Here is a 26693-nt window from a genome sequence, read left to right on the forward strand (position 1 = left end):
TTAATGCCCCGAAGGGCATGTTTTATTTATTCCTCACCATTAAAATACCAGTACACTTCACCCCAATCTGTTTCAGAAAGTGTTGGTAACATTTCACCTCTTAACACATGAACGCGTGAATCCACTTGTACTGGGGTTGTCCAATAGCCCGTTTTTGGGGATTTTTCGCCAGCTTTGACTTTTATTACAGTTAGATTCTCTTGGGTTACTTCAGATTGAGTATTATTTTTACGAGCCCATGCAACTATATCTTTAGGATAGAATAAATGCTTGTGTAGAGGAGTGTCATCCAAATCTAGTAAATAAACAAGAGCTGCTGCTTCAAAAGACCAATAACCACAATATTTTAGTTCTTCTGCAGGCTCTAGATGACTATTAAACCAAAGTGCATTTTTATTCATTTGATACCAATCAGCTAAGTATTCATCTAAATATTTAACAGCAGTTTCTTTATTATTTTTAACTAGCACATTATCAATCACATCACATAATTTTGAATAACCTAATGCAAATAAATTTCCTTCGTTAAATGTTGGATGTGAAGGATCATTAAGTTTAAAAAATTTATTAATAACCTCATCTTCACACGTATGACTTTCACCCTCACCATTGACTAATGAATGTATACCATCAAACAAATCATTTCGATTAAATAAAAAAGCCAGACCAAGTATATTTAACGTTTCATTTTGAGTTGGAATGACAGAAGGTTTTTTTGACTTATGGAAGATAGCTAAGGCTTCAGATTGTTTTTCAAAGCCTTCTATAACTTTTTCAAATAAGGGGATAACTTCCCCTATAGATTTTCCTGCTGTGTATACAAGGTAAAGTAGAAAAGAATAATCATGTGTTATTAAATTCCATCTTCTTTTTTCGCCGCAATTATACTCATCATCCTCAAATGCATCACTTTCTTTCCAAAAATCAACGTCTTCTATATAAAAATCATAGGCACTTTTATAATAGTCTTCAGTTAAAAAAATCTGTCTTTTATATTTATAGAAACTCATATTAATCCTAAAATTAATGCCACGAAGGGCATGTTTTATTTATTCTTCACCATCAAACTGCCAGTACATATCCCCACCCATTCCAAAATGCCCGAATGGCATCTACTTATTCAGTCAGATACCAAATCGTTAATCCCCAAGGGTTATCTTTAATCTCAGGCATAACATCACCCTGTCTAAAATGACGTTTTCCATGTTATTCGCAGGACTATACCATTCACCTGTTTTAGGGCAAATTTGGCCTGCTTCGCTTCTTAGCGTTTTTGCACATGGGTTACTTATATCATTTTCGAAAGGTACAAATTCTCGGGCAAATTTAACCAAATCTTTTGGATAAATCATATGTGTTATTTCGCTATCATCTAAATCTAACAGATAAACGTAAGCAGCAGCTTCTATAGCCCAATAGCCAAAATAAAAACTTTCATCCAATTTATGAATATCATGCCATGGAGCACTTTCAAATGCGGGATACCATAATTTCAAATATTCCTGTATATCTTGAATACTCTCTTTTTTAGTATCTCTATATTTACTAAAAATTAATGGGCGATATGGATTATCAAAAAACCATTGATCTACATCATATCTATCCATCAACTCAAATGATAAAAAGTCCTCATACAGCGTATCTAATTGTTCTGTTTGCTCATGGTAAATTTTGTCCTGCATCGCTGCAATACGTGGTAATAAGTCTCTTCTATGTAATAGATAACACAGTCCTATCAACTGCATACATCTTTCGTACTCATCTATAGCTGTAAAGTAAAATGGTGCCCAATCTTCATCCTTCTCGTCTTTGCGTAAAGCTATTGTATATTCTTCATATTTCGTAATTATATTTTCTAATTCTATTCTGAGAGGTTGAATCGACTTACCAATTGTATAATGTAAACTAAATAATTGATAAGCTTCTTCAGCGATATAATAATTTAACCGTCTTAAATCATTTATGGATCCATTATACTCAATTTTTTTTGAACCAATCTATGATAAGAGTTTAATAAGTACTTCGTGATTTCAATATAAGTATTTTCAGTTAGAAAAATTTGTCGAATTTGTTTTTTATAGATATCCATATCTATTCCAAAATGCCCCGAATGGCATCTACTTATTCGGTCAGATACCAAATCGTTAAACCCCAAGGGTTATCTTTAATCTCAGGCATAACATCACCCTGTTTAAAATGACGTTTTTCCATGTTATTCGCAGGACTATACCATTCACCTGTTTGAGGGCAAATTTGGCCTGCTTCGCATCTTAGAGTTTTTGTACTAGGATTACTTATATCCTTCTCGCAAGGTACAAATTCTCGGGCAAATTTAACCAAATCTTTTGGATAAATCATATGTGTTATTTCGCTATCATCTAAATCTAACAGATAAACGTAAGCAGCAGCTTCTATAGCCCAATAGCCAAAATAAAAACTTTCATCCAATTTATGAATATCATGCCATGGAGCACTTTCAAATGCGGGATACCATAATTTCAAATATTCCTGTATATCTTGAATACTCTCTTTTTTAGTATCTCTATATTTACTAAAAATTAATGGGCGATATGGATTATCAAAAAACCATTGATCTACATCATATCTATCCATCAACTCAAATGATAAAAAGTCCTCATACAGCGTATCTAATTGTTCTGTTTGCTCATGGTAAATTTTGTCCTGCATCGCTGCAATACGTGGTAATAAGTCTCTTCTATGTAATAGATAACACAGTCCTATCAACTGCATACATCTTTCGTACTCATCTATAGCTGTAAAGTAAAATGGTGCCCAATCATTATCATTTTCATACTCTCTTAAAGCAAAAGTATATGCTTCATATCTCTCAATTATTATTTCTAGAAAATACCTCATTTTAGAAATATCATGACCTGCTGTATATTCTAATGAAAAAAATTGATATGTTTCGCTTGCCAAGAATAGTGAAAGACGACTTTGATCTTCTAAAATACCACTATATTCTTGTTTTTTATTTTCAATTTTTTTAGAAATTTCAAAAAAATACCCATACAAACGATCATAAATATTTTCTGTTAAGAAAACTTGCCTAATCTTCTTATTAAATTCCATATTTATTCCAAAAAATAATGCCCCGAAGGGCATAAATCATTCCTCACCATCAAACTGCCAGTACACATCACCCCAATCACTTTCAAAATCAGGGAATATATCACCTTGTTTAAAATATTGACGTGAGTTTTCTTTAGCAAAAGTATACCAATATCCTGCGTGAGGACATGGGCTACCGGCAATAACAATATCTATTCTTTCTGGTTCTTGAACTTCAACTTTCACTCGTTTTAATTCAGGCCAAGTGCTGTCTTCATCAAATCGTGCAATCCATTGCTTTGAACTTACGGCATCAAAACGTGGATTTGGATCATCTGACCACGCATCCAAAGTGGTCAGTTTTAAGTTATCACAACGTATCGGTTTAATTAGTTCATTTGCAATCACCAATAAATCTGGTACACCTTCTTCAACAGGATAAAGTGAAAGCTCTCCCAAACATATCCATAAGCTGTATTTTGTTGAATCTTCTAGGTCTATAATTTTAGTAATTTCAATTTGTGGATCATCCAGTTTTTCACGAATTTGTTCTTCACTCAAGCCTAGTTTCTCTAGCCAGTAGGGAGAAAGTAAAAAGCACCATGTTGGGGTACGAATACCACCACCTAAACCATCCCGATCTTCTGCAATAAACATATTTTCATCAGAAAACTCCATACCAGGATGATCAATATCGAGCCCGTAAAAATACTCCGTGAAAGTCCGTTCAACTGTTTCAAACTCTGGAGATACAAATGCAAATTGACTTGTGTTTCCAATTTCATATCCACTATATGCTTGAATTGGGTTAAGCATTTCTAGACGACGTTGCTGCACTACTTGACCAGCACGGCCTGAAAGAATCTCCTAAGATGGGAGTTCTAGGCGACTACGTGATCGAGCGTGCATTCGTTGAAAAATAATTAGTTTGAATCAGATAAAACGAGGCTTTTGCCTCGTTTTTTATTACTGCTAATTCATCCCACTTGGTATTTTAAATTTGGCATATAGAATCGCTTTCTAAGGGTTTCTCTTCAGGTTCATTTTGTATCTGTTCATATATAGGTCCAAGTTTTTTATCAGTTCTACGTCCTTTCCAACTACGATTAGACTCATATACAGTTCTCTGTCTAAAATAACTAAACGGCTCTACATTTGCCACAAACCCATATTTAGAGTCATGTATATAATTTGAATAAAAATCTACAGCTTCTTGAGAGACGTCTTTTTCCCAACTTTCCAACTCCCACTCATCAATATGCACAAGCATTTCATACAGTTTAAATGCAGGATAAAAAATTCTAAAAAGGTGTTTTACACCCGTAATATTTGACTGATTAAATGTAGTATAGTTCTTTGTCCACTTAATACGTTCAACTTCAGTTGCCATATCAGCAGGTCCGGTTGGAAACTCAAAACCATCCTCCTCCCTAGAAATTTGGCTAACTGAACGCGAAGCATTTGCTTGCTCAATATCACCATTAATTAAATGTTTTTGTCTTCTTCGGTGTAACGTTCCATAAGAACCATAATATAATTTCATGTAATTTTGGATATCATGTTCTGTAACACCAGTAGAAGCACCTACTTCTTTTTTAACTGAATTAAATAATTGTTGTGTTTCTTCATTAATCTTGAATTCTTTTTCAAATAGTTCTTTATGTTCGCTTTCTAATTTTAAATAGTCAAAAATTTTTACATTCGCTGATACTGCAGCATCCATCATATGTTTTAAAGGTATTCTTGCGAAATTATTATCTACATTTTGTGAATTTGGCTGATAACCTCCTCCAACATCTGAGTGCATACCAGGATAAACTATTTCTTTCCACGTTTTTGGATTGGCTAATTTGCCATCTTTACGTATTAAATCAACAGGAAAAGAAAATCTTAATTCATTACCAGCAACCAAATGCAAGCAATTTTTAACCCTAGGATCAACTACCATATCCCGCCCTCTAAAGCTCAACTTATTCGGCATATTCGTAGCTGGTAAACCAAATGAAGCTACAGTATCAAACAATCCAAGAAATTGAATATCCAAAGGTATTTTTTCAGATTGTCTTGCTAGACTGTAGTTTAAACTTAAATCTTTACTTTCGTTATTCCAAATCATTTCATTAGAGAACACTCGTGCCAATGCAGCACCGCGGGAAAAACCAAAAATTGATAGATTGATTTTTTTAATTAATCGATGCTGGTTTAAATTAGCTTCGATTTTTGCTTCAGCTTCAATTTTACGTTCCTCAACTTGTGGCTTAAGAATCGCTTCAGCTTGTTCAATTTTAAGTTTTAAAACGTTGGTTAACGTTTCACTAATCTGGTCTTCACCATATTCTAAGCGCCTAGATCCGCCAACTCCAGTAGCGCCACCAGTAGGAAATGTATCTTGAGAATTTGCTATTTGTTTGTCAATCCAATTATTAATCTCTCCATTAAATGGAGTTCCAACACCTGAAATGTAAATTGGATGACTTAACTGTATAGGCGTTTTTAGAGAACGCATTTCAAAGTTACTATAAGAAATAGCATTACGCCATAGTTTTGCAGGATTAGCTAACTTGGCAATTTTTTCATCATTCTCTAAATTATTTCCAGTTCCATCAAAAAAAACTGAAATATTAACTACATCAGAACAATCCTGTTTAGCATTAGGACCCTGATTAGAAACATCTTGATTACTATTCTTTATTTTCTGTAATTCATTAAACATAGTCTTCTCTTATTTTTTTTCTTTTGCATTCAATTCATCAATTATTTTTGCTCTCCACTCTAAACCTTTTTTAGTAGCACGAGGCAATTCATTTGATAAGGTAATTTCTACACTATCATCTGGATATAAATGTACTGCTAAGTATTTTTTACCTTTTATTTCTTCAGAAGTTAATATAGGAACATTGATTGCTGTATGTTTGCGGGAACTATTTGTTTCACCCCATTTAACAAATTGTGACCCAGTTAAAACTGCTGACCTTTTCGTTCCACTACCAAACCCACCGCCTAATTCTTCTTGATTTAATTCAACGATATAGGGGATATAATTAGCATCATAACCATAAGATGTTGTAGTCAAAACATATGTTTTTGTGGATCCTGTACTACACCCAACTAGACCCATCATTATAGTAATCGGCAGCATTACAATTTTTTTTAAAACATTCATTAACTTACCCTTAATTTTAAATATACAATTTTTAAATTAGTAATTTATTACTATTCATAGTATTTAAATCACTATAAATGCACTAGCTCAGTTGCATCAAATCTTCAGCTTCTTCCATTGCCTGATCCATATTGATGATTTTATTTTTTACTTTTAAAAGAACACTTTGCAAAAACATATCACTTTCAAACTTATCTTTATAAATCAATGTCAAACATATAAAATTTAAAATATCTCTAGTGCCATTTAGCGAATATTCTCTAGCCTTTTTAAGCATTTCAATAACATATAAATACAAGTCCCAATTATTGAATGACTTTATCAAAAAAGGATTATTTAATTTTAAATAATAAATTAGATGATCAGGAAAAGTAGCTTCGACCATTAGTTCTTCTTGTTCAATTGTAAATTCAAAGGGCTGGCGCCAGTCATAAAATATTTGTAATTCACAATTATTATAACCAATAATTGTATGTAGTTGACCTATACGATCCCAATACCACCAACTATAAATTGGCTTTAAAAGAATCTTCTTTTGTTCTTCCAATAATACTTGTTGTTGTACATATAAAGTTTTATCAGTTTTTTGCCCTACTAATGTACCAAGTATCGCAGGATCCCAAAATGCCAAATACATTTCAAGTCCCCCCTCAAACTTAACATCTATAAATTGTCTTAAGTGCGCATATAAGTCATCGAAAGTTAGCCTTGTGACAATTAAAGTCATTCGTGATGTACCAACAATCCGATGATTAATATATTCCCACTCAGAACTATTTATATTATGACTCAATTGAATTAAATGTGGTGATAACTCCGATGCTTTATCACCGGCTGCCTCAACCAATATATTACGTGATTGCAAAATGTCCTTACGTTTTAAAAAGCTACTATCTTGTGCAGCATCAATCACCCCATATATAAAATAGTTTTCTCTAGGGAATTGCTCAAAGAAACGACTTAAATCATTTTTTATTATTTTCGACATCTATTGACCATCCCCTTTATTCACAAATGCACCTCGTTGACTCGCTCTTCTTGCCAAGCATTCCCAACATACACTTTGAGGAAAAAAAGGAAGACTTATATTGACTTTCGAGCCATTTAAAAATAAATGTTGCCCGGCCTTCACCTCAAATTTTCCAGCAGTAGTTGGCAATACCCCTGCACTGCTAATCTCAATTTGACTACCACCAGCTGTCAGTACTATTTTCTTACTGGCTTTAATTTCGACTGTATCTTCCGTGGAAATAATTTGAATACCCTTTCGTGCAATCAAATCCGCCCCATCTCCTTGGGCTTGGATTTCAACTTTGCCTTTGCCTGCATACGCACGTAATCCTTCTTGTGCTGCAAATAGACTGATCTTGCTTTGTGCATGGGCAATTAAGGATTTTTGACTGCTGAGATTGATGCTATCGCCTGCACTTTGGCTGATCTGTCCATCTGCTGAAAGATGAATATCTTCCTGACTACTCACAGCAATTGAGTTTGGTGCAGATAAAATCATCAAGGCTTGTTTAAAGGCATCAGCTTTTTCTTTACTGCCTTTTTCGATTTGTCCAAGGACGTTTTTTAGGTTATCTAAGACTTCAAGTGGGTCAGTTTGTTGATTTTTCGCCACTTCACTTAAGGCTTTGCTGCTGTTTAAGTTGGCTTCGATTTGTTCTTTTGCAGCTTGTGCGTCGAGGTGCATTGCTGCTGCTTGTTGTTGTGGGTGTGTGCTGACAAGGAGCCCTTGACCTGCACGCACTGCGCCCCATTGATCGGTTCTCAGTTCAAAGCCTTCGCCTCTTCCCTCACTTTCTGCGGTTTCTTTGGGATGACTGAGGTTACCGAGGTTGAGCTGGGTGGCACCATGGGTACTTTGTAATTGTGTTGAGATTTGTCCAGTCGTGTCATCAAAGCGCAGTTGTCCAAAACCTTCACCTTGGACTTCCTTACTTTTTATTCCAGCCAATTTTTTGGTGTCAGGTAGTTTGCCTTTACCATCAAATTGGGTCGGACTGCGCTGTGCCTCATGTATACGCCCCACCACAAATGGTCGGTCGATGTTACCGTCAAAGAAATCGATGACCACGATTTCATTAATGCGTGGCAAGAAGCGTGCGCCATAACCTTCACCTGCCCATGGTGTAAGCACATCGACCCATGCAGAATCTGTGTCATTGTCATTGCTGCCTGCACCACCATCATGGCTGTGGTCATCTCCACGGGTAAATAAGAAGCGGACTTTGATACGCCCCCATTCATCGACATGTATTTCTTCACCACTTGGCCCGACAACTTTAGCCCGTTGCGGATGAGTACTTGGACGGTGTTCGAGTGGGTTATATTCAGGAACCGTCGCAATATTGCGGCGTTGTAATGTGAGCTGATTGGCCTGACGCTCGGCCTGTTCATGGATGGGTTTAATGTTCCACTGACTTTGTTCAATCAGTTGATTGACTTGTTCAGAGAGGTCTTTAGGTAAGTTATTTTGGTTATAGAATTTTTTTTCTGTGATTAAAAATTGTTTGTCTGCACCACTGTGTTGATCGATTTCTGGGTGTTCATTCAATTCAAACCAATAACCCACTTGGGTATCACGCACAGTCGATTGTGCACTGAATTTTTTCGATTGTAGCTCGTGATAGCGCGTTAGGTTTTGATTCAGTTTTTCAATCTGGCTGTTAGATGAAGCCGTAGCTTGGTCTTCGCCTTTTAAGTCTTGCATCCATGCAGGGCTGATATGCCATGCTTGTTCCAAACTTAAACTGGCATTGTCTTGGCTTTGGCTATGCTGATGTTTGCTTTGAACTGAGCCTGCGCCTTCTTCTTGGCTGAGTCCATCGGCTTGCCAGCGCTGTACATGGACCGCAGTCGGCTGAATGCTACGTTCACCGATCAAGCTGGTGATGCTGTCTTGTTTTTCAGTGGCGCTAGAACGATGAAAACGGATGCTGCGACGGCTGAGTGCTTGATATTGGCTATTGTCATCAATCAGACGAAGTTTTTGTTTTTCAATTGGCGCTGAAGAATGCGGCACTTTCAGCTGCGCTTCATCGATGAGCCAGTTGATGCCCTCACTGCGCCAAAGTCGGGTTAAAAAGTCATAATCGCTTTCATTCGACTGCATGATGAAAGGTCGTACATCATAGTTTTGGCTTAAACCGCTTAGATCTAGCGTTAGACTGGCAGCAAAGAGCGGACTTTTGCTTTGCCATTCTTTAAAGAGAGTTTCACTGACATCGCGAACAGATTTGTTCATAAACACACGGCTGTTGCGGCGCTTATGCCACAGCGATGTTGCATCTTCTAAAGTGAGTTTATACAGCGTGAGTGAACCGTCACTCTGCCCTTGGGTGGCTTCGGTAATAATACCCGTGGTGCGGAAGAGTTCGCCCTGATCAGTCACTTGATCAACGGCAACCTGTGCACCAATAAATTGTTTTAGTGGAATAAGTGCATTGGTGGATAGGCAAATCAAAGTCGCTTGCACGCCTTGGTTTAAGACATGCTCCCCATCAATACGTTGAATAAAAAGCTCGTCATTCAACGCAGGGTTGGAAAATTGCACATGAATGGCACGTTTTTGGGCGGATAGACCCAATTGTTCTAATACAGCAAATATTTTGCCTAACATAATAAAAATTCTAAATTGTAATCATGGAAATAATTTTGCTGCTAGTTTAGTCAAATTCATCAATAAACTTAATGCTTAAAACCATAGAAGATGTTTCGTTATGTAAAATCCACGATTCAAAAATTCACTTAAAAATAAAAAGCTGAGAACCCACGCACTAAATACTTATTGCATATAAAATATTCAAAAAATGGTCTTAGACCATGCACTTGCATCCAACAAGCAACGTCATTCACACAAGTGTAAAAATAGTTTTATCATCTAATTCACATCGAGCTTAATGATCAAATTTTTAATATTATCTTTAAAAATAGTAGATTAATTTAAACTAAAGCTAGATTAAAAAACACACAAACCTTTCTTTCCTGTCTTGTAATTCACCTAAGATCCCCTATAATTCAAAAAAACAGACAAGTCTGTCTATTTTGCTGCAAAAACCGAATGAATTTAGCATTCAGAGGGTAAAAGTATAAATGAGAGAAAACGTATAAAACGTTCGAAAACCAAATCATTGACTTAAGCTAACAAAGTGAATGATTTGAACGCACAATTGTCAGCAAAGCGCGATTACCCTAAATAATCGCGCTTTTTATTTTCTTAGAATCTTAAGTCATGTGAAAAAAATTGATGGTTAATCAATACAAATAAGTCGTCGCTAGATTTAAAACTTAGATGCCTACAAGCAAATTTTAAGCGGTCAATTCCAAACGAATTAAGTTTTCAACTCGCTTCCAATAATCTGCTAAATGCACTTGGTTGGGGTCAATTTGGGCTTGGATGGTCATGCCATCCAAAATACTACTCAGAAATGCAGCGAGTTGTTCAGTTTGCTGAATGCCCAGATTTTGTAAGGCAGTACTTAATTTTGATTTGAGCCACTCTTTATAGTCAATCGCAGGTTGTAATGACGAAGGATAAACTTTAGATATTTCTTCTACTGCTTTTTGAAACATACAACCATTGAAATCTGCAGTATGAAACCAAGCATCGTACCAAGCAAAAATGGTTTTAATATGCGAAAGATGGTCTTCTGGATCACATTCTGCAATAGCAGCTTCAAGTGATTCCTGTAAATTAAGATTTCGAATCACGAGACATTCTTCAATTAATTTGGCTTTAGAGGGGAAATATTTATAAAACGTCATTTTAGCAACGCCCGATTCCCCAATAATTCGATCTATACCAATCGAGTTATAGCTATAAGAATTGAAGAGTTGGAGCGCAACGTTAATGATGTCTTGCTTTTTCGACATTTAATTTACCTGATGCACCAATGGGGCCTAAACATAAAGCTTTCAAGGTAGAAAACCTAATTTTTAAACATGATTTTCGCGCGCTATTGTAAAGCATAACTTAATTGGAGTCTGTAGATAAAACCTCAGCACCCTATTAAATACAGTCTGATTTCAGATGATTTATCGAATTAGCAGTCAGGAAAATTTCGTATAAAACTGACTGCTATTTTAATTTCAACTAGCGATTTAACGACTATTCATCTGCGTTAAAAACATGGATAAAATGAATGCCATTAACGGTGGATTTAAGAGTAAGTATTTTAAGAGCAAGGGGTACTCAGAATATCTTTTTGCTTACGCTCTTGCAGTGCTTTTCGAATCACCTGATAACCACCCGTTAAACCTAAGATCGCCATGATTGCGGCCACGATCAAATCTGGCCATAGACTGCCTGTACCAAACACCCCGACTGCAGCCAAGATCACTGCGACATTACCAATCGCATCATTACGGCTACATAGCCAAACGGATTGCATATTGGAGTCACCTTCACGGAAGGCATATAAGACGTATGCACAGATGACATTAGCGGCTAAAGCCAAGATACCAATCACCCCCATGGTGATCGGTTCAGGTGCGATCCCATTTGCATAGGCATAGAGCACTTTGGCAATGACTACGATCCCAAACGCTGCCATGACAAAACCTTTAACCAAGGCAACTGTTGCACGCCAATATAAACTGGCGCCTAGCACGGCTAATGAAACCCCATAATTAACAGCATCACCAAAGAAATCTAACGAGTCCGCCCAAAGCGCAGAAGAATGTGCATAAGCCCCGCCAATCAGTTCCACCAAAAACATCATGGCGTTAATGATTAAGGCGATCCAAAGCGCGATACGAAATTTACTGTTGGGTTTGCTTGGTGCTGGCTCATGACTACATGTACATGCCATAAATGTGCTCCAATTTAAAAATCAATGGATTTGTATTATTCTTATTCAAAACTATGGACTCACTCCAAGGTCAAGCATGAGCGTACAAAAACATTATTTGATTAAAGAATTGTCCACCAAATCTGGGGTAAGCGTTGACAGTATTCGCTTTTATGAAAAGAAAAAACTGCTGAAACCTAGCTTCCGCGCAGACAACAATTATCGCTATTATGATGAAGAAATGTACAAACGTTTGGTTTTTATTAAGCGCTGTCGAAACCTCGATATTTCTCTCACCGAGATTCAAACCCTGCTTGAACTTGAGCAATCACCTACACAAAGCTGTCATGCCGTGAATGAATTAATTGATAATCACATTCGTCAAGTTTCTGAAAAAATTAAAGAATTAGAAAATTTTAAAATACAGTTAAGTAAGCTCCGTGCCAGTTGTAATGAAACCAGCCAAATCAATGATTGCCAAATTTTAAAACATTTGGAAAACGGAATATCTTGAAAACCCAACTAAAATACTTGGTTGAATCCTTTTTTTAGATCACTACAATAAAGCCATAAATTTTTTATGCCTTTATTGACATGACGATTCAACACGTAACCGAACTCCTCTCACCTGCTGGCTCATTGAAAAACATGCGCTACGCTTTTGCTTATGGCGCAGATGCCGTGTATGCAGGTCAGCCGCGATATAGCTTACGTGTACGCAATAATGCTTTCGACCATGACAATTTAAAAATTGGCATTGAAGAAGCCCATGCTTTAGGTAAAAAGTTTTATGTGGTGGTAAACATCCAACCGCATAACTCAAAACTGAAAAATTTCATCCGTGACCTTGAACCTGTGGTTGCCATGAATCCTGATGCACTGATCATGTCTGACCCCGGTCTAATCATGATGGTGCGTGAACATTTTCCAGAAGTGTCCATTCATTTGTCTGTACAAGCCAATGCGGTGAACTGGGCAACGGTTAAATTTTGGAAAAATATGGGACTGACACGTGTCATTCTGTCACGTGAATTATCAATCGAAGAAATTGAAGAAATTAAACACAATGTACCTGATATGGAAATTGAAGTTTTCGTACACGGTGCATTATGTATGGCTTACTCCGGTCGTTGCTTACTTTCTGGCTATATGAATAAACGTGATGCAAACCAAGGTGCATGTACCAATGCATGCCGTTGGGATTATAAAATTCACGATGCAGTTGAAGATGAAACTGGTGATGTTATTCCAGTCACACAAATTGAAGAATCATCATGCTGCAATAATAAAAATGCCGATGAGCAACACGCCCTAGAACAACACCAATTCGGCGAGCCGGTTTTATTACAACGCAATGAAGAAGACATGTTTGCTGCCGAAGAAGATGAACATGGCACTTATTTCATGAACTCGAAAGATTTGCGTGCTGTACAGCATGTTGACCGTTTAACCAAAATGGGCATTCATTCTTTAAAAATTGAAGGCCGTACCAAGTCTTATTTCTACTGTGCGCGTACCGCTCAAATTTATCGTAAAGCCATCGATGATGCCCTTTCTGGTAAACCGTTTGACCCTGCTCTCATGTCTCAGCTTGAAGGCCTTGCGAACCGTGGTTATACCGAAGGTTTTCTACGCCGCCATGTTCATAGTGAATATCAGAACTATGAAACCGGCTCTTCACGTTTTGATCATCAACAGTTTGTAGGTGAAGTTTTAGAACGCAATGGCGATTCTCTTAAAATCGAAGTGAAAAACCGTTTTGTTGTAGGTGATTCTTTAGAACTGATGACCACTTCAGGCAACATCACCTTCGTTTTAACTGAAATGAAAGATAAAAAAGGTAATCTAATTGACGATGCCAAAGGTTCAGGTCATATCGTGGATATTCCTGTACCTGCCGATGTGGATATGCGCTATGCCTTACTGATTCGTAACTTACCCAACTCGACCGTAGATATTTCGGCTTCATCTTTAGCGTATCAGGCTTGAGTTCGATTTATGGCTTTGTTGATTACAGATAAATGCATCAATTGTGACATGTGTCTACCTGAATGTCCCAATGATGCCATTTATGAAGGCTCAAAGATTTATGAAATCGATGTCGCACGTTGTACTGAATGTGTCGGTTTCTATGAGCACCAAACTTGTGTTTCAGTTTGTCCGATTGAGTGCATTATTCCGCATCCGGAGCATATCGAAAGCCAAACTGATTTATTGGAGAAGTTTAAGGGTTTGAATTTATTTAAATCTTAAATGCATGGTGTGATTGGCGTAAGACTTGCTTAATCCACTTTATATAGAGAAACAACCTTGGGGAAAGTATAAAAATAAGGTTGTAAAACAAAAATAGCTGGGCAACGAATAGGGTTCAAAATGTGTGGGGACATTTTTGAATCCTAATTTTGCAGACAAAAAAAAAGGAACTCCGGTGTTAGCATCCAAAGTTCCTGTAAAACGAGAATATTAAGAAAAATAATATTCTAATGACAACATTCAGCGCGGCCAGCGTGTTTCTCGAAACACACTGGCCTTTCTTTTATTGACCTGAACGGATGATGTAATCAAAAGCAGACAATGATGCTTTCGCGCCTTCACCTGTTGCGATGATGATTTGTTTGTACGGTACTGTTGTACAGTCACCTGCAGCAAATACACCTTTCACATTGGTTTCGTTGCGCTCGTTAATTACGATCTCACCACGGTTTGAAAGTTCAACTGCTGTTTCTTTTAAGAAATCAGTGTTTGGTAACAAACCGATTTGTACAAAGATACCAGCCAATTCAATCGTTTTGATTTCATCAGTTGCACGGTCTTTGTAGTTCAATGCAGTCACTTGTGAACCATCACCGACCACTTCTGTAGACAATGCATTCATGATCACAGTGGTGTTCGGTAAGCTATTTAACTTGTCTTGAAGGACTTGGTCAGCACGAAGCTTAGTATCAAACTCAACAAGTGTTACATGTTCTACAATACCAGCAAGGTCAATCGCCGCTTCGACACCTGAGTTACCACCACCGATCACTGCAACACGTTTACCTTTAAACAATGGACCGTCACAGTGTGGACAGTATGCAACACCACGAGTACGGTATTCTTGTTCACCCGGAACGTTCATTTCTCTCCAGCGTGCACCTGTTGAAAGAATCACTGTTTTAGATTCAAGTTTTGCACCATTCTCTAAAGTCACTTCAACCAAGCCATTGGCTGTTTCATCTGCACCTTTGATGTCAGATACACGTTGCAAGTTCATGATGTCCACACCGTATTCACGTACATGTGCTTCCATTTCAGCAGCAAACTTAGGACCTTGAGTCTTTTGAATCGACGTGAAGTTTTCGATGTCCATGGTATCCATGACCTGACCGCCCATGCGTTCAGCTACGATACCGGTTTTGATACCTTTACGTGCAGCATAGATTGCAGAAGTATTACCTGCAGGGCCACCACCAATCACAAGGACATCAAAGGCTTCTTTGGCATTTAGCTTTTCAGCATCTTTTGCAGCAGAGTTGGTGTCTAATTTAGCAATGATTTCTTCCAAAGTCATACGACCTTGACCGATGTGGTTGCCGTCTTGGAATACCATTGGTACAGCCATGATTTTGCGTTCTTCCACTTCGTCTTGGAAGAATGCACCATCAATCATGGTTGCAGTTGTGCCAGGGTTGTAAATTGCGATCAAGTTTAGTGCTTGAACTACGTCAGGACAGTTATGGCAGCTTAGTGATACAAATACATCAAAATCAGCTTTAAGACCTAAACCTTTAATGGTATTCAGTACTTCGTCAGAAACTTTCGGTGCATAACCAGAGGTTTGTAACAATGCCAAAATCAAAGAAGTGAACTCGTGGCCCATTGGTAGACCTGCGAAGAATACACGTGGTGTTTCACCTGCTTTTGCAATACCAAAGCTTGGCGCACGGCTGTTGTTACCGTCAAAACGTGCAGTCACTAAATCAGATAAAGCAGCAACTTCAGTTACCAATTCTTTAATTTTGTCTGATTTGTCCGTGCCGTTTAAAGTCGCGACGATTTCAATCGGGCCCTCAAGGCGTTCAAGTAAGGTTTTTAATTGAGCAGAAGTATTTTGATCTAACATTGCTAACGTCTCCAGAGGAGTAAATTTATTTGATGAGAGAATGATAGAACAAACCATTAAATAGGTGAAACGGTTTGTTTTTATAAAATTAATCGGTTTTACAAATCAAGTGATTAAATTTCTTTCTAAATCATAAACATATGGACGTATATTAACATAAAAATGATTTATTTCGCACACATATATCGTGACAAATTCCTTATTTTTTTCTTTTTTATTGAAATTACACCAAGCCTATGCAAGACATACGCACGACCTGATCAATTACAAAACCTTTATAAAGCTTTAAGTTTCATTTCAGTAAGTCGGCTTTAAATCAAATGAAATATCAGATGATTTGACTGCTTTTGAGTTCCATCAATAAAGCCATAATCAATCCCTTGCATCAATCAGCCATCGATCTACAAGTATAAAATCAACAGTGAGCAGAATAATGAAAATTGAATTTGTCTTTGATATTGTTTATCCCATGAGTTATGTCGCATTTCAAAAGTTAAAACAAAACTGGAATGAACATACAGCAACCCGTGTAGAGCTATTGCCGATTCAACGCGTTCCTGAAATTCCTGAACAAGGCTTAGATGTGCTGCAGTATTTAACCAATAAGTATGGCGCAAGTGCAGCAAATCGAAAACTCGAAATGACAAAGTTTGCTGCTTATAGCGAAGATGTGATTGTCAATATTGAGCACATGAAACGTATGCCAAACAGTCAACTAGCTCATCAAGCTATTTTGGCCTTGGACAATATTCTGGATCAATATGCCCTGACTCAAGCCTTATTCCATGCATTATTTGCACACGGTCAAAATATTGCTGATATTCACGTTTTAAAAAGCATTATTGAAGGCATTGGTTTAGATGGCTCAAAAGTACTGCGCTCAATTCAACATAAAGATATTGCAGACCGTCAGCATGAAATTACACAGTATGTAAAATCAAAGGGACAACACCCCATTCCTTTTTACCTTGTGGATGGCGAAGTAAATGATCAGACTTTTTCTACACAGGAACTTCGACAACTTTTTCATCGCGCAAGTTAATCTACCCAATATCAAAAATCCCCATACTATGTGATGGGGATTTTTATTCTGAGCAATGCAATGATGTAAAAAGAAAATAGGCCTATTAATGAAGTCCCTGCTCAATTCGAATAATCCGTGATTTGAACTGCTGAGAAAGCAGATACAAAATTAAGCTCAAAATCAGCGTGAGTACTATCACGACGATCAACACCCAACGTACAACAACTTCTACTACATTGGCTTGCTGAACTTGTTTTTCCACGCTTTGCGCCATCGGTGTCATGGTTTTATCAAATAGCTGATTTTGCATCGCCCAGAGCTGTTCAGGCTGAAAACCGTATTCACGGAATTTTGCTGGATTTTGTTGCTCGGTATTGATTAAGGATTGCACCAAAGGAATTGCTGTCGCACGATCTACAGGCTTATGCATCAAAGCAGCTTGTGCAAGTAAATAGGCTTGCACGGGTTTTGCCAATTGTGCATCTTCCATTTCGAAAGCCAGCTGGCTTTCCTGAATATTTTTTTCATAATGTACCAATCTTTGATCTGCTGCACGATCATCATGATTAAGGTCATATTGCACATAGGTTAAGCCTGACCAAAGCACAATAAACGATAAAATCCAGCCGACGAATTTCAATACAAAAGATTGGAATCGAATTCTAAAAAATTGAAATTTTTTTAGAAAACCAACCAAGAAAAATGCGCCAATAAATGAAACGATGAGTTTGAGAAATAACCAACCAATAAAGGATAAAAAGTTTAAAAAATAGTCGGAAGACTGACCGAGTTGATATGTCAAATCACCTGCACTAACGGGAATATGCAGTTGCTGTACGCTAGAACTTAGGCCAAAAAAGCTATAAACCATATCATGCTGAATAAACAACATCACAACTGAAACGATCAGCACAGAAACACTGGTTAAGGTCAATAACGTCAAATTGCGCTGACGCTTCTTAATGGTTTGAAGCCCTGTTTCCAGTTGCTGCGGATTTAGCGCATATTCATCAATGGGAGGCAAAGACATACTCCTTTAGATTATATTTTCACCTCCCTCACCGTTTATGAAGAAGGGTTTGAACCACTCGATTCAATTACTAAATGATTCAAATTGTTTTGTAAGGCACGAATACGTGTCGTCGCTTCTTCACGCTTTTGTACACCTTCTTTCTGAATTTGAATCACATCATTAACGGTTTTAATGAGGGTATTTTGCACATGTTCAAGTGTTTCGATATCAATCACTGAACGCTGATTGGCTTTTGCTGTATCGACAGAGTTTTGATGCAACAAATCTGCATTGCGTTTTAACAGGTCATTGGTCGCATCATCAATGCTATTTGCCAATTGCACGCTGTTCTTTTGTTCTTGCAATGAAATCGCCAAGCTAATTTGGTTTTTCCAAGCCGGTAATGTGATGTTTTTAATTGCATAAAACTTATCGACCAACATCAAATTGTTGGATTGAATAATGCGAATCATCGGCAAGGTCTGCATGGCAGACTGTTGCAAGATCTGTAAATCACTCACACGTTTTTCAAGATTATTTGCCAAATGATTGAGGTCATAGATTTTTTGCGTAGTGGTTTGATCTTGAACTTGAGTGGTTAAGCTTGCAATTTCCTGTTGAATTTCTTGCTCTTTCAACTTACCTGCGGCGATATACACCCCTAATTGTTTATATTCGTCTTGCACGCCTTCAAACATTTTATCTAATGTATTTACACGCGCTTTTAAGCCATTTTGCGAAGTCTCAATTTCTTTGACCAACGCATCAATTTGCTCTTTGGTGGTATTAAAGTGCTGATCAAAACTTTGCTTGGCACCTTTAAATTTACTCAGTAAACCACCAAAAAATCCTGAGCTTTTCGATTTATTTAAAATGCTCGTGGTATTTAGTTGCTGTGCGACTTGTACCACCTGATTGAGCTTTTGACCTGTCGCATCTAGATCTTTATTTTGCACCAAATTTAATAATTCATCGGTATAGGTCGACGTCTTGGTGGCAATGTTTTTACCATATTCGGCAACACTATTATGACTTAAATCTGCCAATTCCTTACGTGCAGCTTCGACTTCGTGAAAATCGGAAGTTTGTAAGCCAATTTCCTGCAAATTGAGTTGCTGAAATTTTTCTTCAGTCAATTCTTTGCTTACTTCAACGGGTAAATTTTTGGCATCTAAATCGGTCATAACTCACCTTATATTTCTAAGACTTAGAGGAATTCTCTAATGATTTTTTTAAAGTTTTAATCAAATTTTCACGGCTATTATCAAGCTTTTCCAATGAACTTGTCGAGTTACTTTGAAGACTTTGTTTCACATGATATTGCCATGCTGGAATCAACACCTGCTGAGCTTCCTTATATCGATCTAATAATCCAAAAGAAAGCTGCTGAGAAAGCTGCATTTGCGTAATTGCAATATCATTACTGGCTTGTAAGGTTTGCAACGTATTCACCTTTTTCGATAAACGTTCTGCAAAGTTGTCAAGCGGATGCTGATTTTTCACAAACTGTGGGTATTCCACCAAGAACTCTTCAGCCGCGACGATATAGCGCGCCATTTGCTCACGTAAGCCTTGCAATTGATTAAAACGTGCTTGGGACTTTTGAATTTCTAACTGTAACTTTTGGCTCAGATGATTTGCCCGATCAAGTAATTGATCTAGATTTTTGTAATATTCAACTTGTCCGGACCCATATTCCAAATCGATGCCTAACCATTTTTGCAGGGCATTAAATTTGCGTGTTTTTAAATATTTTTTTGAATTGGCTAAAGCTTGAATCAACTGCTCAATGGTTTGACTAAGTTGTTTCGTCAACTGAGGGTCAACACCATCTAGCAGCACCGACTGTGCTTGAATTAATTGATCAGCATAATGATTAAGACGATATTGATCGGTCAGTAATGGCACAAGGTCATTCCGCTTAATCGAAAGCACTTCCGCCCGATCTACCGTAATATCCTTTAACGGCACCAATACATCAATTTGTGACATAGCCAATTAAACTCAATAAAATCATTTTTATACTATAAGTTTTGCCATAAAAGTCTTGTAGTATTTTGCAAAAAATACATCTATTTCATCAGTCAAATTTCGCCATCAAATTCAACCGTTGCCTATAGATCCGCCAAAGCAGCCATACAGCATCATTTGAATGGATATGATGACCTACACAGATGAATTCAAGCTTAAGATACCCAAAGATTCAATCTAGATTTAAATTAAACAACTGACTCTACATGAATTATTATCAAAATTATCGTAAAATTTAATCCATATACTTTAGAACCAAATATTAGATCAATAAATTTAGAGGCTTAAATGGAACGTTTTTTCCATAACACAATGTATGCAGCACGTTGGATTCTGGCTCCCGTGTACTTTGGTTTATCCTTTGCACTGCTACTGCTCGCGATTAAATTTTTCCAAGAAGTCATTCATGTCCTTCCGCATATTTTAGAATATTCAGAAGCTGACCTGATTTTAGTCATTCTCTCTTTGGTCGATATGACTATGGTGGGCGGACTGATTGTGATGGTGATGTTTTCAGGCTATGAAAACTTTGTTTCGCAATTAAAAATTAATGAATCGACCAATCGCTTGAACTGGCTCGGCACCATGGATGCCAATTCATTAAAACTCAAAGTTGCAGCATCAATCGTGGCAATTTCTTCGATTCATTTATTACGCATTTTTATGGATGCGAAAAACATCCCCAATGACAAAATCATGTGGTACATCATCATGCATTTAACCTTTGTTTTTTCTGCTTTTATGATGGGTTATTTGGATAAAATCAGTAAGCACTAATCTATGTAAGATCAATGAAGCCATTTGCGATTATGGCTTCTCGTCAAATTTTAAATCCAGTTATTCATCAAGTTCACTCATTCGCCTTAAACGATCAAGATCCAAGATCACGATTTGTCCATAATTCCACGCGATCACTTGTGTTTGGACAAATTGCTGCAGATGTTTATTCAACGTTTGGCGTGAAATATTAAAAGACTCTGCAAATTCCTGCTGACTGAGTTTCAGGGGAATTTCCTGCCGACATCCATATTGCTCATAGAGTCGAATCAAATGTCTAGCAATACGCTGCTCTAGCGTTGCCGTTCGCAAATAACGATTATGCTCAAACATCAAATACATGCGTCGACTGAGAGATTGCACGACATTCCAAAGCGCCTTCGGATCACGCTGTAAAACTGCTAAAAACCTTGTTCCAGAAATGATTGCCACCTCGACGTGTGTCGCAGCAAAATAATCATAATTCAAAGGCTTTTGTTGTAAGAGTGCGACAAAATTAAATACCGACTGGCGACGGATATAGTCATTTACAATCAATTCACCATTATTTTGCAACCAACCAATTTGTAGCATACCTGAAAGCAAAATATAAATATCTTGCACGATTTGTTGTTGTTTTAAGATGTGCTGCTGTGAATGAAATCGTGAATATTTCACCTGTTGCACAAGCTGTTCTAAAGTCTGATCGCTAAAGCCCTGAAAGATGTCTTCATTACGCAAAATTTGCAACAAATGCTGTTGGGCTGTGTTCTTTTGATCGCTCACGTCTATAAAAAAATGCCTAAGATCTCATTGATCTTAGGCAAGTGCTGAAAAATGTAAAACCATTGTTTTTCGCATTATTTATCTGTTTTTATGCTGTTTTAAATGACGCTCTCATACTTAAGATGCTTTCTCATAAATACGGCCTGCTTCAGAACGGAAGTTTGAAATGTCGGTGTTTTGAATATTTTTCAGTACAGTACTCGGCTGACCATTTACATCGACAGGCACATCGCCCTCGATAGTGACACGTGAGGCGATACGTAGCTCATCGCCATAGTCATTGATGGCACGGTGCTGCGTCGCACGATTATCCCAAATTGCAACATCACCAACCGCCCAGCGCCAACGCACAATATTTTCCCATTGCACGATTTGCTCTTGAAAGAGTTCAAATAATCGTCGTGACTGTGCCGGACTGTATCCACTGAAGCGTTTAAAGAAGTGACCCAACACCAAACTTTTTTCACCTGTTTCAGGATGTACACGCACCAAAGGATGCTCAGTTTCCACTTCTACTGCAGTACGGAATAAATGGCGACCTTCTTCATTGTACTGACCTTTCGGCGCCGCATAGTCATAACTGTTGCTATGCACCGCGCGTAATTGTTCCGCCAACTTTTGCAGCTCAGGACTTAAATCTTCATAAGCGGTCACGGTATTGGCCCAAACCGTATCGCCACCATGTTCAGGTGCAACTACATTTCTTAAAATTGTGGCTTTAGGATAATTGGGCAAAAACGTAATATCGGTATGCCACGAGTCTGCACGCCCACCACGTGAGTCAATTGACAAAGTATGTGCTGTACCATCTTTGAGTGGCACACTTGGGTGATTCAACGGATTACCTAAAAGTCGTGCAAAGGCTTCTTGTTCTAAATCGGTGAGATCTTGCTGCCCACGCACAAATACAACTTTATATTTTAATAATGCATGATTAAATTCATCGACCACGCTTTTGTCTAAATTTCCAGACAACTGAATGCCAGAAATTTCGGCACCAATACGACCGGTCACAGGTTTTACTTCAATATGCTGATATTGATAGTCTGGATTGTAATGATTCGATTCTAATTGTGTCATAGGGCTCTACCTTATTCTTCAAATTATTAAGCAACGATGGTGTTGTTGAAATAAAGTGTGCCGACTTCGTGCCCATGACTCTGTCAATTATTTGACAGTTTTCCCAAGTTAAACTGCTATGGTTGTAATGAAATCTGCTTAACAACATTTACACATTTCATATCTAAAAATGCAATAAAGAAAAAATAAAAAAGCCATCGGTATCGATGGCTTTGTGTGCGGATTTTATCTGTATATCACAGCGGAATTATAGATAATTCCCTTCACGCTCAGGTTGATAGAGCACTTTAATGATTTTGACTTTCATGGTATGACCATCAGGCTGCGGCCATTCTATTTCCTGCCCTTCAGCCAAACCTAAAATGGCAGCGCCCACTGGAGCCAAAACATTGACTTGACCTTTATCGCCACGAAAATCATGTGGATAGACCAGTGTAATTTCGGTTGCTTCTGTCGCAGGTGCAATGTTAATGAGAACTTTGGCATTCATACTCACCACATTGGCAGGGACATCTTGTGGAGCAACCACTTCAGCGCGCGCCATCTCATCTTCCAAATGCTCCATCGTCGGCGTCAACTTAGACTGATGCTCCAACATGGTTTCTAAGCGATGTAAATCTTGTTCTGAAAGAATAATATTGGGTTTTTTCATATAAAGTTCCTTTGCGACCTTGCCAACAGATCTATAGCGATGGGCAAATTTTTTGTTATCTCTTATTCCGTTATATCAGAAATATAAATGTTTAGATAACTTTTGAATTTTTCTGATGACATAAAAAAAGCCCCCTTGAGGGGGCTTTTCTCAAGTCTGTTTTATTTTGCGTAAACTGGGAATTTAGCGCAAACAGCAGCAACTTTTTCTTTCACTGCAGCAATCACAGCTTCGTCACCTTTGCTGTCTAGAACGTCAGCGATCCAGCCTGCAAGGTCACGTACTTCAGCTTCGCCAAAACCACGTGTTGTTACAGCAGGAGTACCGATCCGGATACCAGAAGTCACGAATGGAGAACGTGGATCGTTTGGTACTGAGTTTTTGTTCACAGTAATGTGAGCAGCACCTAACCAAGCATCGGCATCTTTACCAGTAATGTCTTGTTTAATTAAAGATAATAAGAACAAATGGTTCTTAGTACCGCCAGAAACAACATCATAACCACGTTCGATTAGAACTTCAGCCATTGCTTGCGCATTCTTAACAACTTGTTGTTGGTAAGCTTTATATTCAGGCGCCATTGCTTCTTTGAAGCAGATCGCTTTAGCCGCTACAGCGTGAACTAAAGGACCACCTTGGTTACCTGGGAATACAGCTGATTGTAATTTTTTCTCGATTTCTTCGTTTGCTTTCGCAAGGATTAAACCAGAACGTGGACCACGAAGTGTTTTATGAGTAGTCGTTGTTGTTACGTCAGCAATTTGTACTGGGCTTGGGTAAACACCAGCAGCAACAAGACCAGCTACGTGAGCCATATCTACGAATAAGTAAGCACCAACTTTGTCCGCGATATCTCGGAAACGTTGCCAATCAACAACTTGGCTATACGCAGAGAAACCAGCCACGATCATTTTTGGCTTGTGTTCTTCAGCTAAACGTTCAACTTCTTCATAGTCGATTTCGCCAGTTTCTGGGTTCAAACCGTATTGAATTGCGTTGTAAGTTTTACCAGAGAAGCTAACTTTAGCACCGTGAGTCAAGTGACCACCGTGAGCCAAGCTCATACCTAAAACTGTATCGCCTGGGTTAAGTAGCGCAAGGTAAACTGCAGAGTTTGCTTGTGAACCAGCGTGTGGTTGAACGTTTGCATAATCAGCACCAAACAATTCTTTAGCACGGTCAATGGCCAATTGTTCGATCACGTCTACATACTCGCAACCGCCGTAGTAGCGTTTACCAGGGTAGCCTTCTGCATATTTGTTAGTAAGTTTTGAACCTTGAGCTTCCATTACTGCAGGTGAACAGTAGTTTTCTGAAGCGATTAACTCAATGTGCGCTTCTTGGCGAGCATCTTCATTCGAGATCGCTTGAGCTAATTCAGGGTCAAATTGAGCAATAGAGGTGTTGGCAAACATTAGCGAGGTCCTATTAAATTAGGGCTTTTAAGCCGTGCTAAGATTGGCGCGTATTGTAGCATGAAGTTTTAGAAATGAGAGAGGGAAGTTTGTGCTGTTTTTAAATAAATAATGCCCATGTTGAATCTGCACGAGCACTATTTAAGTCAAATCAACTTATTGATTTGGCATGAGAGTCTCTACATCTTGCACAAAATTTGCCAGATTATCGGTATAAATACTAATATGATCTGCTGTCGCTTGCTCACGATAGTCAATCGATGTTCCCGGCTTAGCAAGGCTAATCATAAATTTAGTCGCATCTGCTGGAATGGTCTGATCGGCTTTACCTTGATAAATGATGATCGGCGTTTTCACCGCTGTCGTTAAAGGCTGTGAACCTTCACTCATAAAGTTTTGGATTGGCTTTAAAGTTAAGAAATCAGACTGCGTGCGGCCATAGTTATCCAAAGTCGTGTTCTGACTCGCATAACTGAGCATGTCATCTTGAATTAGCGTAGTTAACTCGCCTGAACACACTGTTTCAGCCTGAGGTGCAATCGCAGCCAGATGTCCACTAAATACTTTTGAATAATCCACACTGTTTTTATGCCCTTGCATACCCGCAATAATCTGCGCAGTAAAACTGTCTAAAGGTGCATAAATCATACTTTGCACGGTTGCAGGTTTACCTACAGCTAACTTCTCGCCTGCGTCAAGAATGAGCGCAAGATTATTTGCAGGTGCTATGGCAATCGTTCCCTTATAGTTTAAGTTAGCACGCGATGCGAATTCAGCTGCACCTAATACGGCTTGACCACCTTGAGAATGTCCGATCGAAAGCCAATCCTTCGACACCGTTTTACCTTGGCTGGTTAAGTAACTTCGAGCTGCGACAACGGCATCGGTAATCGAAAAGGCTTCACTTTTTAGATTCAGATAAGGATGGTTTTCACGCCCACTAGGTTCCCCTAATCCCTCATAATCGGGTGCCACAACGACATAACCCTTTGCCAATAACATTTGCAATAAGTATTCATACCTTGCAAACCTTTTCGGCTCGGAGCGCATTTATCAGCCACACCTGTCGTTCCATGTGCCCAAGCCACAATTTTCCAACCACCTGCCGGAGCAACTGTTTTTGGGGTAAAGACTAAGGCTGTGGCTTGAACAACTTTGCCATCTACTCCTAGCATTTTATAGGTCATCAATCGGCTGTCTGCACTCACAGCAGGCATATTGTCTTGACTATAGGCTGTTGTAGTTACCACTGGATTTTTGATCTGATTGAGATCAGCGTTTGTTTCAGGATTACTAAATTGTTGGTCATTACTATCATTACCGCAGGCTGCTAAAATAGCGCACTGCTGACAAAAACCGTTAAACGCAGCATTTTCATTCCATGATCCTTTTGTTTGTTGTTTTAAAGTCAATTTTTCATTGAAGATGAATCATTAAATACATGGAACAAACTTTTGTTCAAGCCTAATTTTTAAGCAATTACTCTTATTTTAATTGATCAAATTAATATAGAACTAAAACTTTGTTTTAGCTCGATATGTATTAATAGCATTCAAATACATCAGCCACCCCGATCTCAGAAAAATGGCTGAACTTATATTTCTGATCATTGGATACAGATTGGGCTATTTTTCGGAGGTTAAAGCAAAATGTAAAATCAACAAAAATGCTGTACCCCCTGCCAACTACACAAACATATGCACAAAAGTAAAGCCGAAAAACCACCATGCCATTGATCGTGAACATACTCTAGTGCTTAATCCACTTAGCGACATTTTTGGATATCACGATGGACAAAAGCCTTT

At 38.1% G+C, this 26693-nt stretch carries 22 protein-coding genes and 3 pseudogenes; 6 read left to right on the forward strand and 19 right to left on the reverse strand.

Features of this window, described 5'->3' with window-relative positions; genetic code table 11:
- Window positions 1–26 precede the first annotated feature (26 nt).
- The 4 genes and pseudogenes from FTU75_RS05375 to FTU75_RS05390 all read right to left on the reverse strand — a co-directional run.
- A complete protein-coding gene (locus FTU75_RS05375; protein ID WP_180115339.1) occupies window positions 27–1010 on the reverse strand; it encodes a PoNe immunity protein domain-containing protein in 984 nt (327 codons plus the stop codon).
- A gap of 129 nt (window positions 1011–1139) precedes the next feature.
- Window positions 1140–1745 carry a DUF1911 domain-containing protein gene (locus tag FTU75_RS05380; RefSeq protein ID WP_257223715.1) on the reverse strand — a complete coding sequence of 202 codons (606 nt, stop codon included), beginning with the start codon at window positions 1743–1745 and terminating at the stop codon, window positions 1140–1142.
- Between the two features lie 376 nt (window positions 1746–2121).
- The gene (locus FTU75_RS05385) at window positions 2122–3093 is read right to left on the reverse strand and encodes a PoNe immunity protein domain-containing protein (RefSeq protein ID WP_180115340.1); all 972 of its coding nucleotides are present in this window, start codon (window positions 3091–3093) and stop codon (window positions 2122–2124) included.
- Window positions 3094–3129: 36 nt separating this feature from the next.
- A pseudogene (locus FTU75_RS05390) lies at window positions 3130–3894 on the reverse strand (type VI immunity family protein); the annotation flags it as partial.
- Between FTU75_RS05390 and FTU75_RS05395 the strand changes: the two are divergent.
- Window positions 3885–3995, forward strand: a pseudogene (locus FTU75_RS05395) (ferredoxin--NADP reductase); the annotation flags it as partial. The pseudogenes FTU75_RS05390 and FTU75_RS05395 sit on opposite strands and share 10 nt — an antisense overlap.
- Before the next feature lie 71 nt (window positions 3996–4066).
- Here FTU75_RS05395 and FTU75_RS05400 read toward each other — a convergent pair.
- The 6 genes from FTU75_RS05400 to FTU75_RS05425 all read right to left on the reverse strand — a co-directional run bounded on the left by FTU75_RS05400 (window position 4067) and on the right by FTU75_RS05425 (window position 12051).
- Window positions 4067–5785: a DUF2235 domain-containing protein gene (locus tag FTU75_RS05400; RefSeq protein WP_180115341.1), complete on the reverse strand. Its 1719-nt coding sequence runs from the start codon at window positions 5783–5785 to the stop codon at window positions 4067–4069.
- 9 nt (window positions 5786–5794) lie between these two features.
- Window positions 5795–6235, reverse strand: a complete 441-nt coding sequence (locus FTU75_RS05405; RefSeq protein WP_078194429.1) for a hypothetical protein — start codon at window positions 6233–6235, stop codon at window positions 5795–5797.
- Between the two features lie 82 nt (window positions 6236–6317).
- Window positions 6318–7223 (reverse strand): DUF4123 domain-containing protein, encoded by a 906-nt coding sequence (locus tag FTU75_RS05410; protein WP_078194430.1) that lies wholly within the window; start codon window positions 7221–7223, stop codon window positions 6318–6320.
- Window positions 7224–9860 carry a type VI secretion system Vgr family protein gene (locus FTU75_RS05415; RefSeq protein WP_180115342.1) on the reverse strand — a complete coding sequence of 879 codons (2637 nt, stop codon included), beginning with the start codon at window positions 9858–9860 and terminating at the stop codon, window positions 7224–7226.
- Between the two features lie 689 nt (window positions 9861–10549).
- The gene (locus FTU75_RS05420; RefSeq protein WP_180077519.1) at window positions 10550–11113 is read right to left on the reverse strand and encodes a TetR/AcrR family transcriptional regulator; all 564 of its coding nucleotides are present in this window, start codon (window positions 11111–11113) and stop codon (window positions 10550–10552) included.
- A 302-nt stretch (window positions 11114–11415) separates the two neighbouring features.
- Window positions 11416–12051, reverse strand: a complete 636-nt coding sequence (locus FTU75_RS05425; protein ID WP_180077517.1) for a cation transporter — start codon at window positions 12049–12051, stop codon at window positions 11416–11418.
- A 76-nt stretch (window positions 12052–12127) separates the two neighbouring features.
- Between FTU75_RS05425 and FTU75_RS05430 the strand changes: the two genes are divergently transcribed.
- From FTU75_RS05430 to FTU75_RS05440, 3 genes are all read left to right on the forward strand, one after another.
- Entirely contained in the window at window positions 12128–12544 is a 417-nt protein-coding gene (locus FTU75_RS05430) for a Cd(II)/Pb(II)-responsive transcriptional regulator (RefSeq protein ID WP_180077515.1), read from the forward strand.
- Window positions 12545–12624: 80 nt separating this feature from the next.
- Window positions 12625–14019 carry a tRNA 5-hydroxyuridine modification protein YegQ gene (gene yegQ / locus FTU75_RS05435; protein ID WP_078194532.1) on the forward strand — a complete coding sequence of 465 codons (1395 nt, stop codon included), beginning with the start codon at window positions 12625–12627 and terminating at the stop codon, window positions 14017–14019.
- A gap of 9 nt (window positions 14020–14028) precedes the next feature.
- Window positions 14029–14283, forward strand: a complete 255-nt coding sequence (locus FTU75_RS05440) for a YfhL family 4Fe-4S dicluster ferredoxin (RefSeq protein WP_078194533.1) — start codon at window positions 14029–14031, stop codon at window positions 14281–14283.
- A gap of 283 nt (window positions 14284–14566) precedes the next feature.
- Here the strand turns inward: FTU75_RS05440 and ahpF are convergent, their stop codons facing one another.
- Window positions 14567–16132 carry an alkyl hydroperoxide reductase subunit F gene (gene ahpF, locus FTU75_RS05445; RefSeq protein WP_180115343.1) on the reverse strand — a complete coding sequence of 522 codons (1566 nt, stop codon included), beginning with the start codon at window positions 16130–16132 and terminating at the stop codon, window positions 14567–14569.
- A gap of 433 nt (window positions 16133–16565) precedes the next feature.
- On the opposite strand from ahpF, the gene FTU75_RS05450 reads away from it, so the two are divergent.
- Window positions 16566–17174 carry a DsbA family protein gene (locus FTU75_RS05450; protein WP_180035993.1) on the forward strand — a complete coding sequence of 203 codons (609 nt, stop codon included), beginning with the start codon at window positions 16566–16568 and terminating at the stop codon, window positions 17172–17174.
- An 85-nt stretch (window positions 17175–17259) separates the two neighbouring features.
- On the opposite strand, the gene FTU75_RS05455 is transcribed toward FTU75_RS05450, so the two are convergent.
- The 3 genes from FTU75_RS05455 to FTU75_RS05465 are packed head-to-tail and all read right to left on the reverse strand — an operon-like array spanning window position 17260 to window position 20160.
- Window positions 17260–18180 (reverse strand): hypothetical protein, encoded by a 921-nt coding sequence (locus FTU75_RS05455; protein WP_180115450.1) that lies wholly within the window; start codon window positions 18178–18180, stop codon window positions 17260–17262.
- A gap of 41 nt (window positions 18181–18221) precedes the next feature.
- On the reverse strand, window positions 18222–19352 hold the full coding sequence (locus FTU75_RS05460) for a toxic anion resistance protein (RefSeq protein WP_111885756.1): 1131 nt from the start codon (window positions 19350–19352) through the stop codon (window positions 18222–18224).
- 16 nt (window positions 19353–19368) lie between these two features.
- Window positions 19369–20160, reverse strand: coding sequence for a tellurium resistance protein (locus FTU75_RS05465; protein WP_180085848.1), 792 nt, complete (start codon window positions 20158–20160; stop codon window positions 19369–19371).
- Between the two features lie 327 nt (window positions 20161–20487).
- On the opposite strand from FTU75_RS05465, the gene FTU75_RS05470 reads away from it, so the two are divergent.
- Window positions 20488–20976 carry a TIGR00645 family protein gene (locus FTU75_RS05470; RefSeq protein WP_078189122.1) on the forward strand — a complete coding sequence of 163 codons (489 nt, stop codon included), beginning with the start codon at window positions 20488–20490 and terminating at the stop codon, window positions 20974–20976.
- A gap of 60 nt (window positions 20977–21036) precedes the next feature.
- On the opposite strand, the gene FTU75_RS05475 is transcribed toward FTU75_RS05470, so the two are convergent.
- From FTU75_RS05475 to FTU75_RS05495, 5 genes and pseudogenes are all read right to left on the reverse strand, one after another.
- Window positions 21037–21741: a Crp/Fnr family transcriptional regulator gene (locus tag FTU75_RS05475; RefSeq protein ID WP_180115344.1), complete on the reverse strand. Its 705-nt coding sequence runs from the start codon at window positions 21739–21741 to the stop codon at window positions 21037–21039.
- Between the two features lie 117 nt (window positions 21742–21858).
- A complete protein-coding gene (locus FTU75_RS05480; RefSeq protein WP_180094805.1) occupies window positions 21859–22821 on the reverse strand; it encodes a TauD/TfdA family dioxygenase in 963 nt (320 codons plus the stop codon).
- A 247-nt stretch (window positions 22822–23068) separates the two neighbouring features.
- Window positions 23069–23473 (reverse strand): nucleoside diphosphate kinase regulator, encoded by a 405-nt coding sequence (gene rnk / locus FTU75_RS05485; RefSeq protein ID WP_078192900.1) that lies wholly within the window; start codon window positions 23471–23473, stop codon window positions 23069–23071.
- Between the two features lie 161 nt (window positions 23474–23634).
- On the reverse strand, window positions 23635–24888 hold the full coding sequence (glyA, locus tag FTU75_RS05490; RefSeq protein WP_111885761.1) for a serine hydroxymethyltransferase: 1254 nt from the start codon (window positions 24886–24888) through the stop codon (window positions 23635–23637).
- A gap of 156 nt (window positions 24889–25044) precedes the next feature.
- Window positions 25045–26266 (reverse strand): annotated as a pseudogene (locus FTU75_RS05495) (alpha/beta fold hydrolase).
- Between the last annotated feature and the right edge of the window lie 427 nt (window positions 26267–26693).

Source organism: Acinetobacter sp. YH12140 (genome assembly GCF_013418475.1).
Classification (GTDB): Bacteria; Pseudomonadota; Gammaproteobacteria; order Pseudomonadales; family Moraxellaceae; genus Acinetobacter; species Acinetobacter amyesii.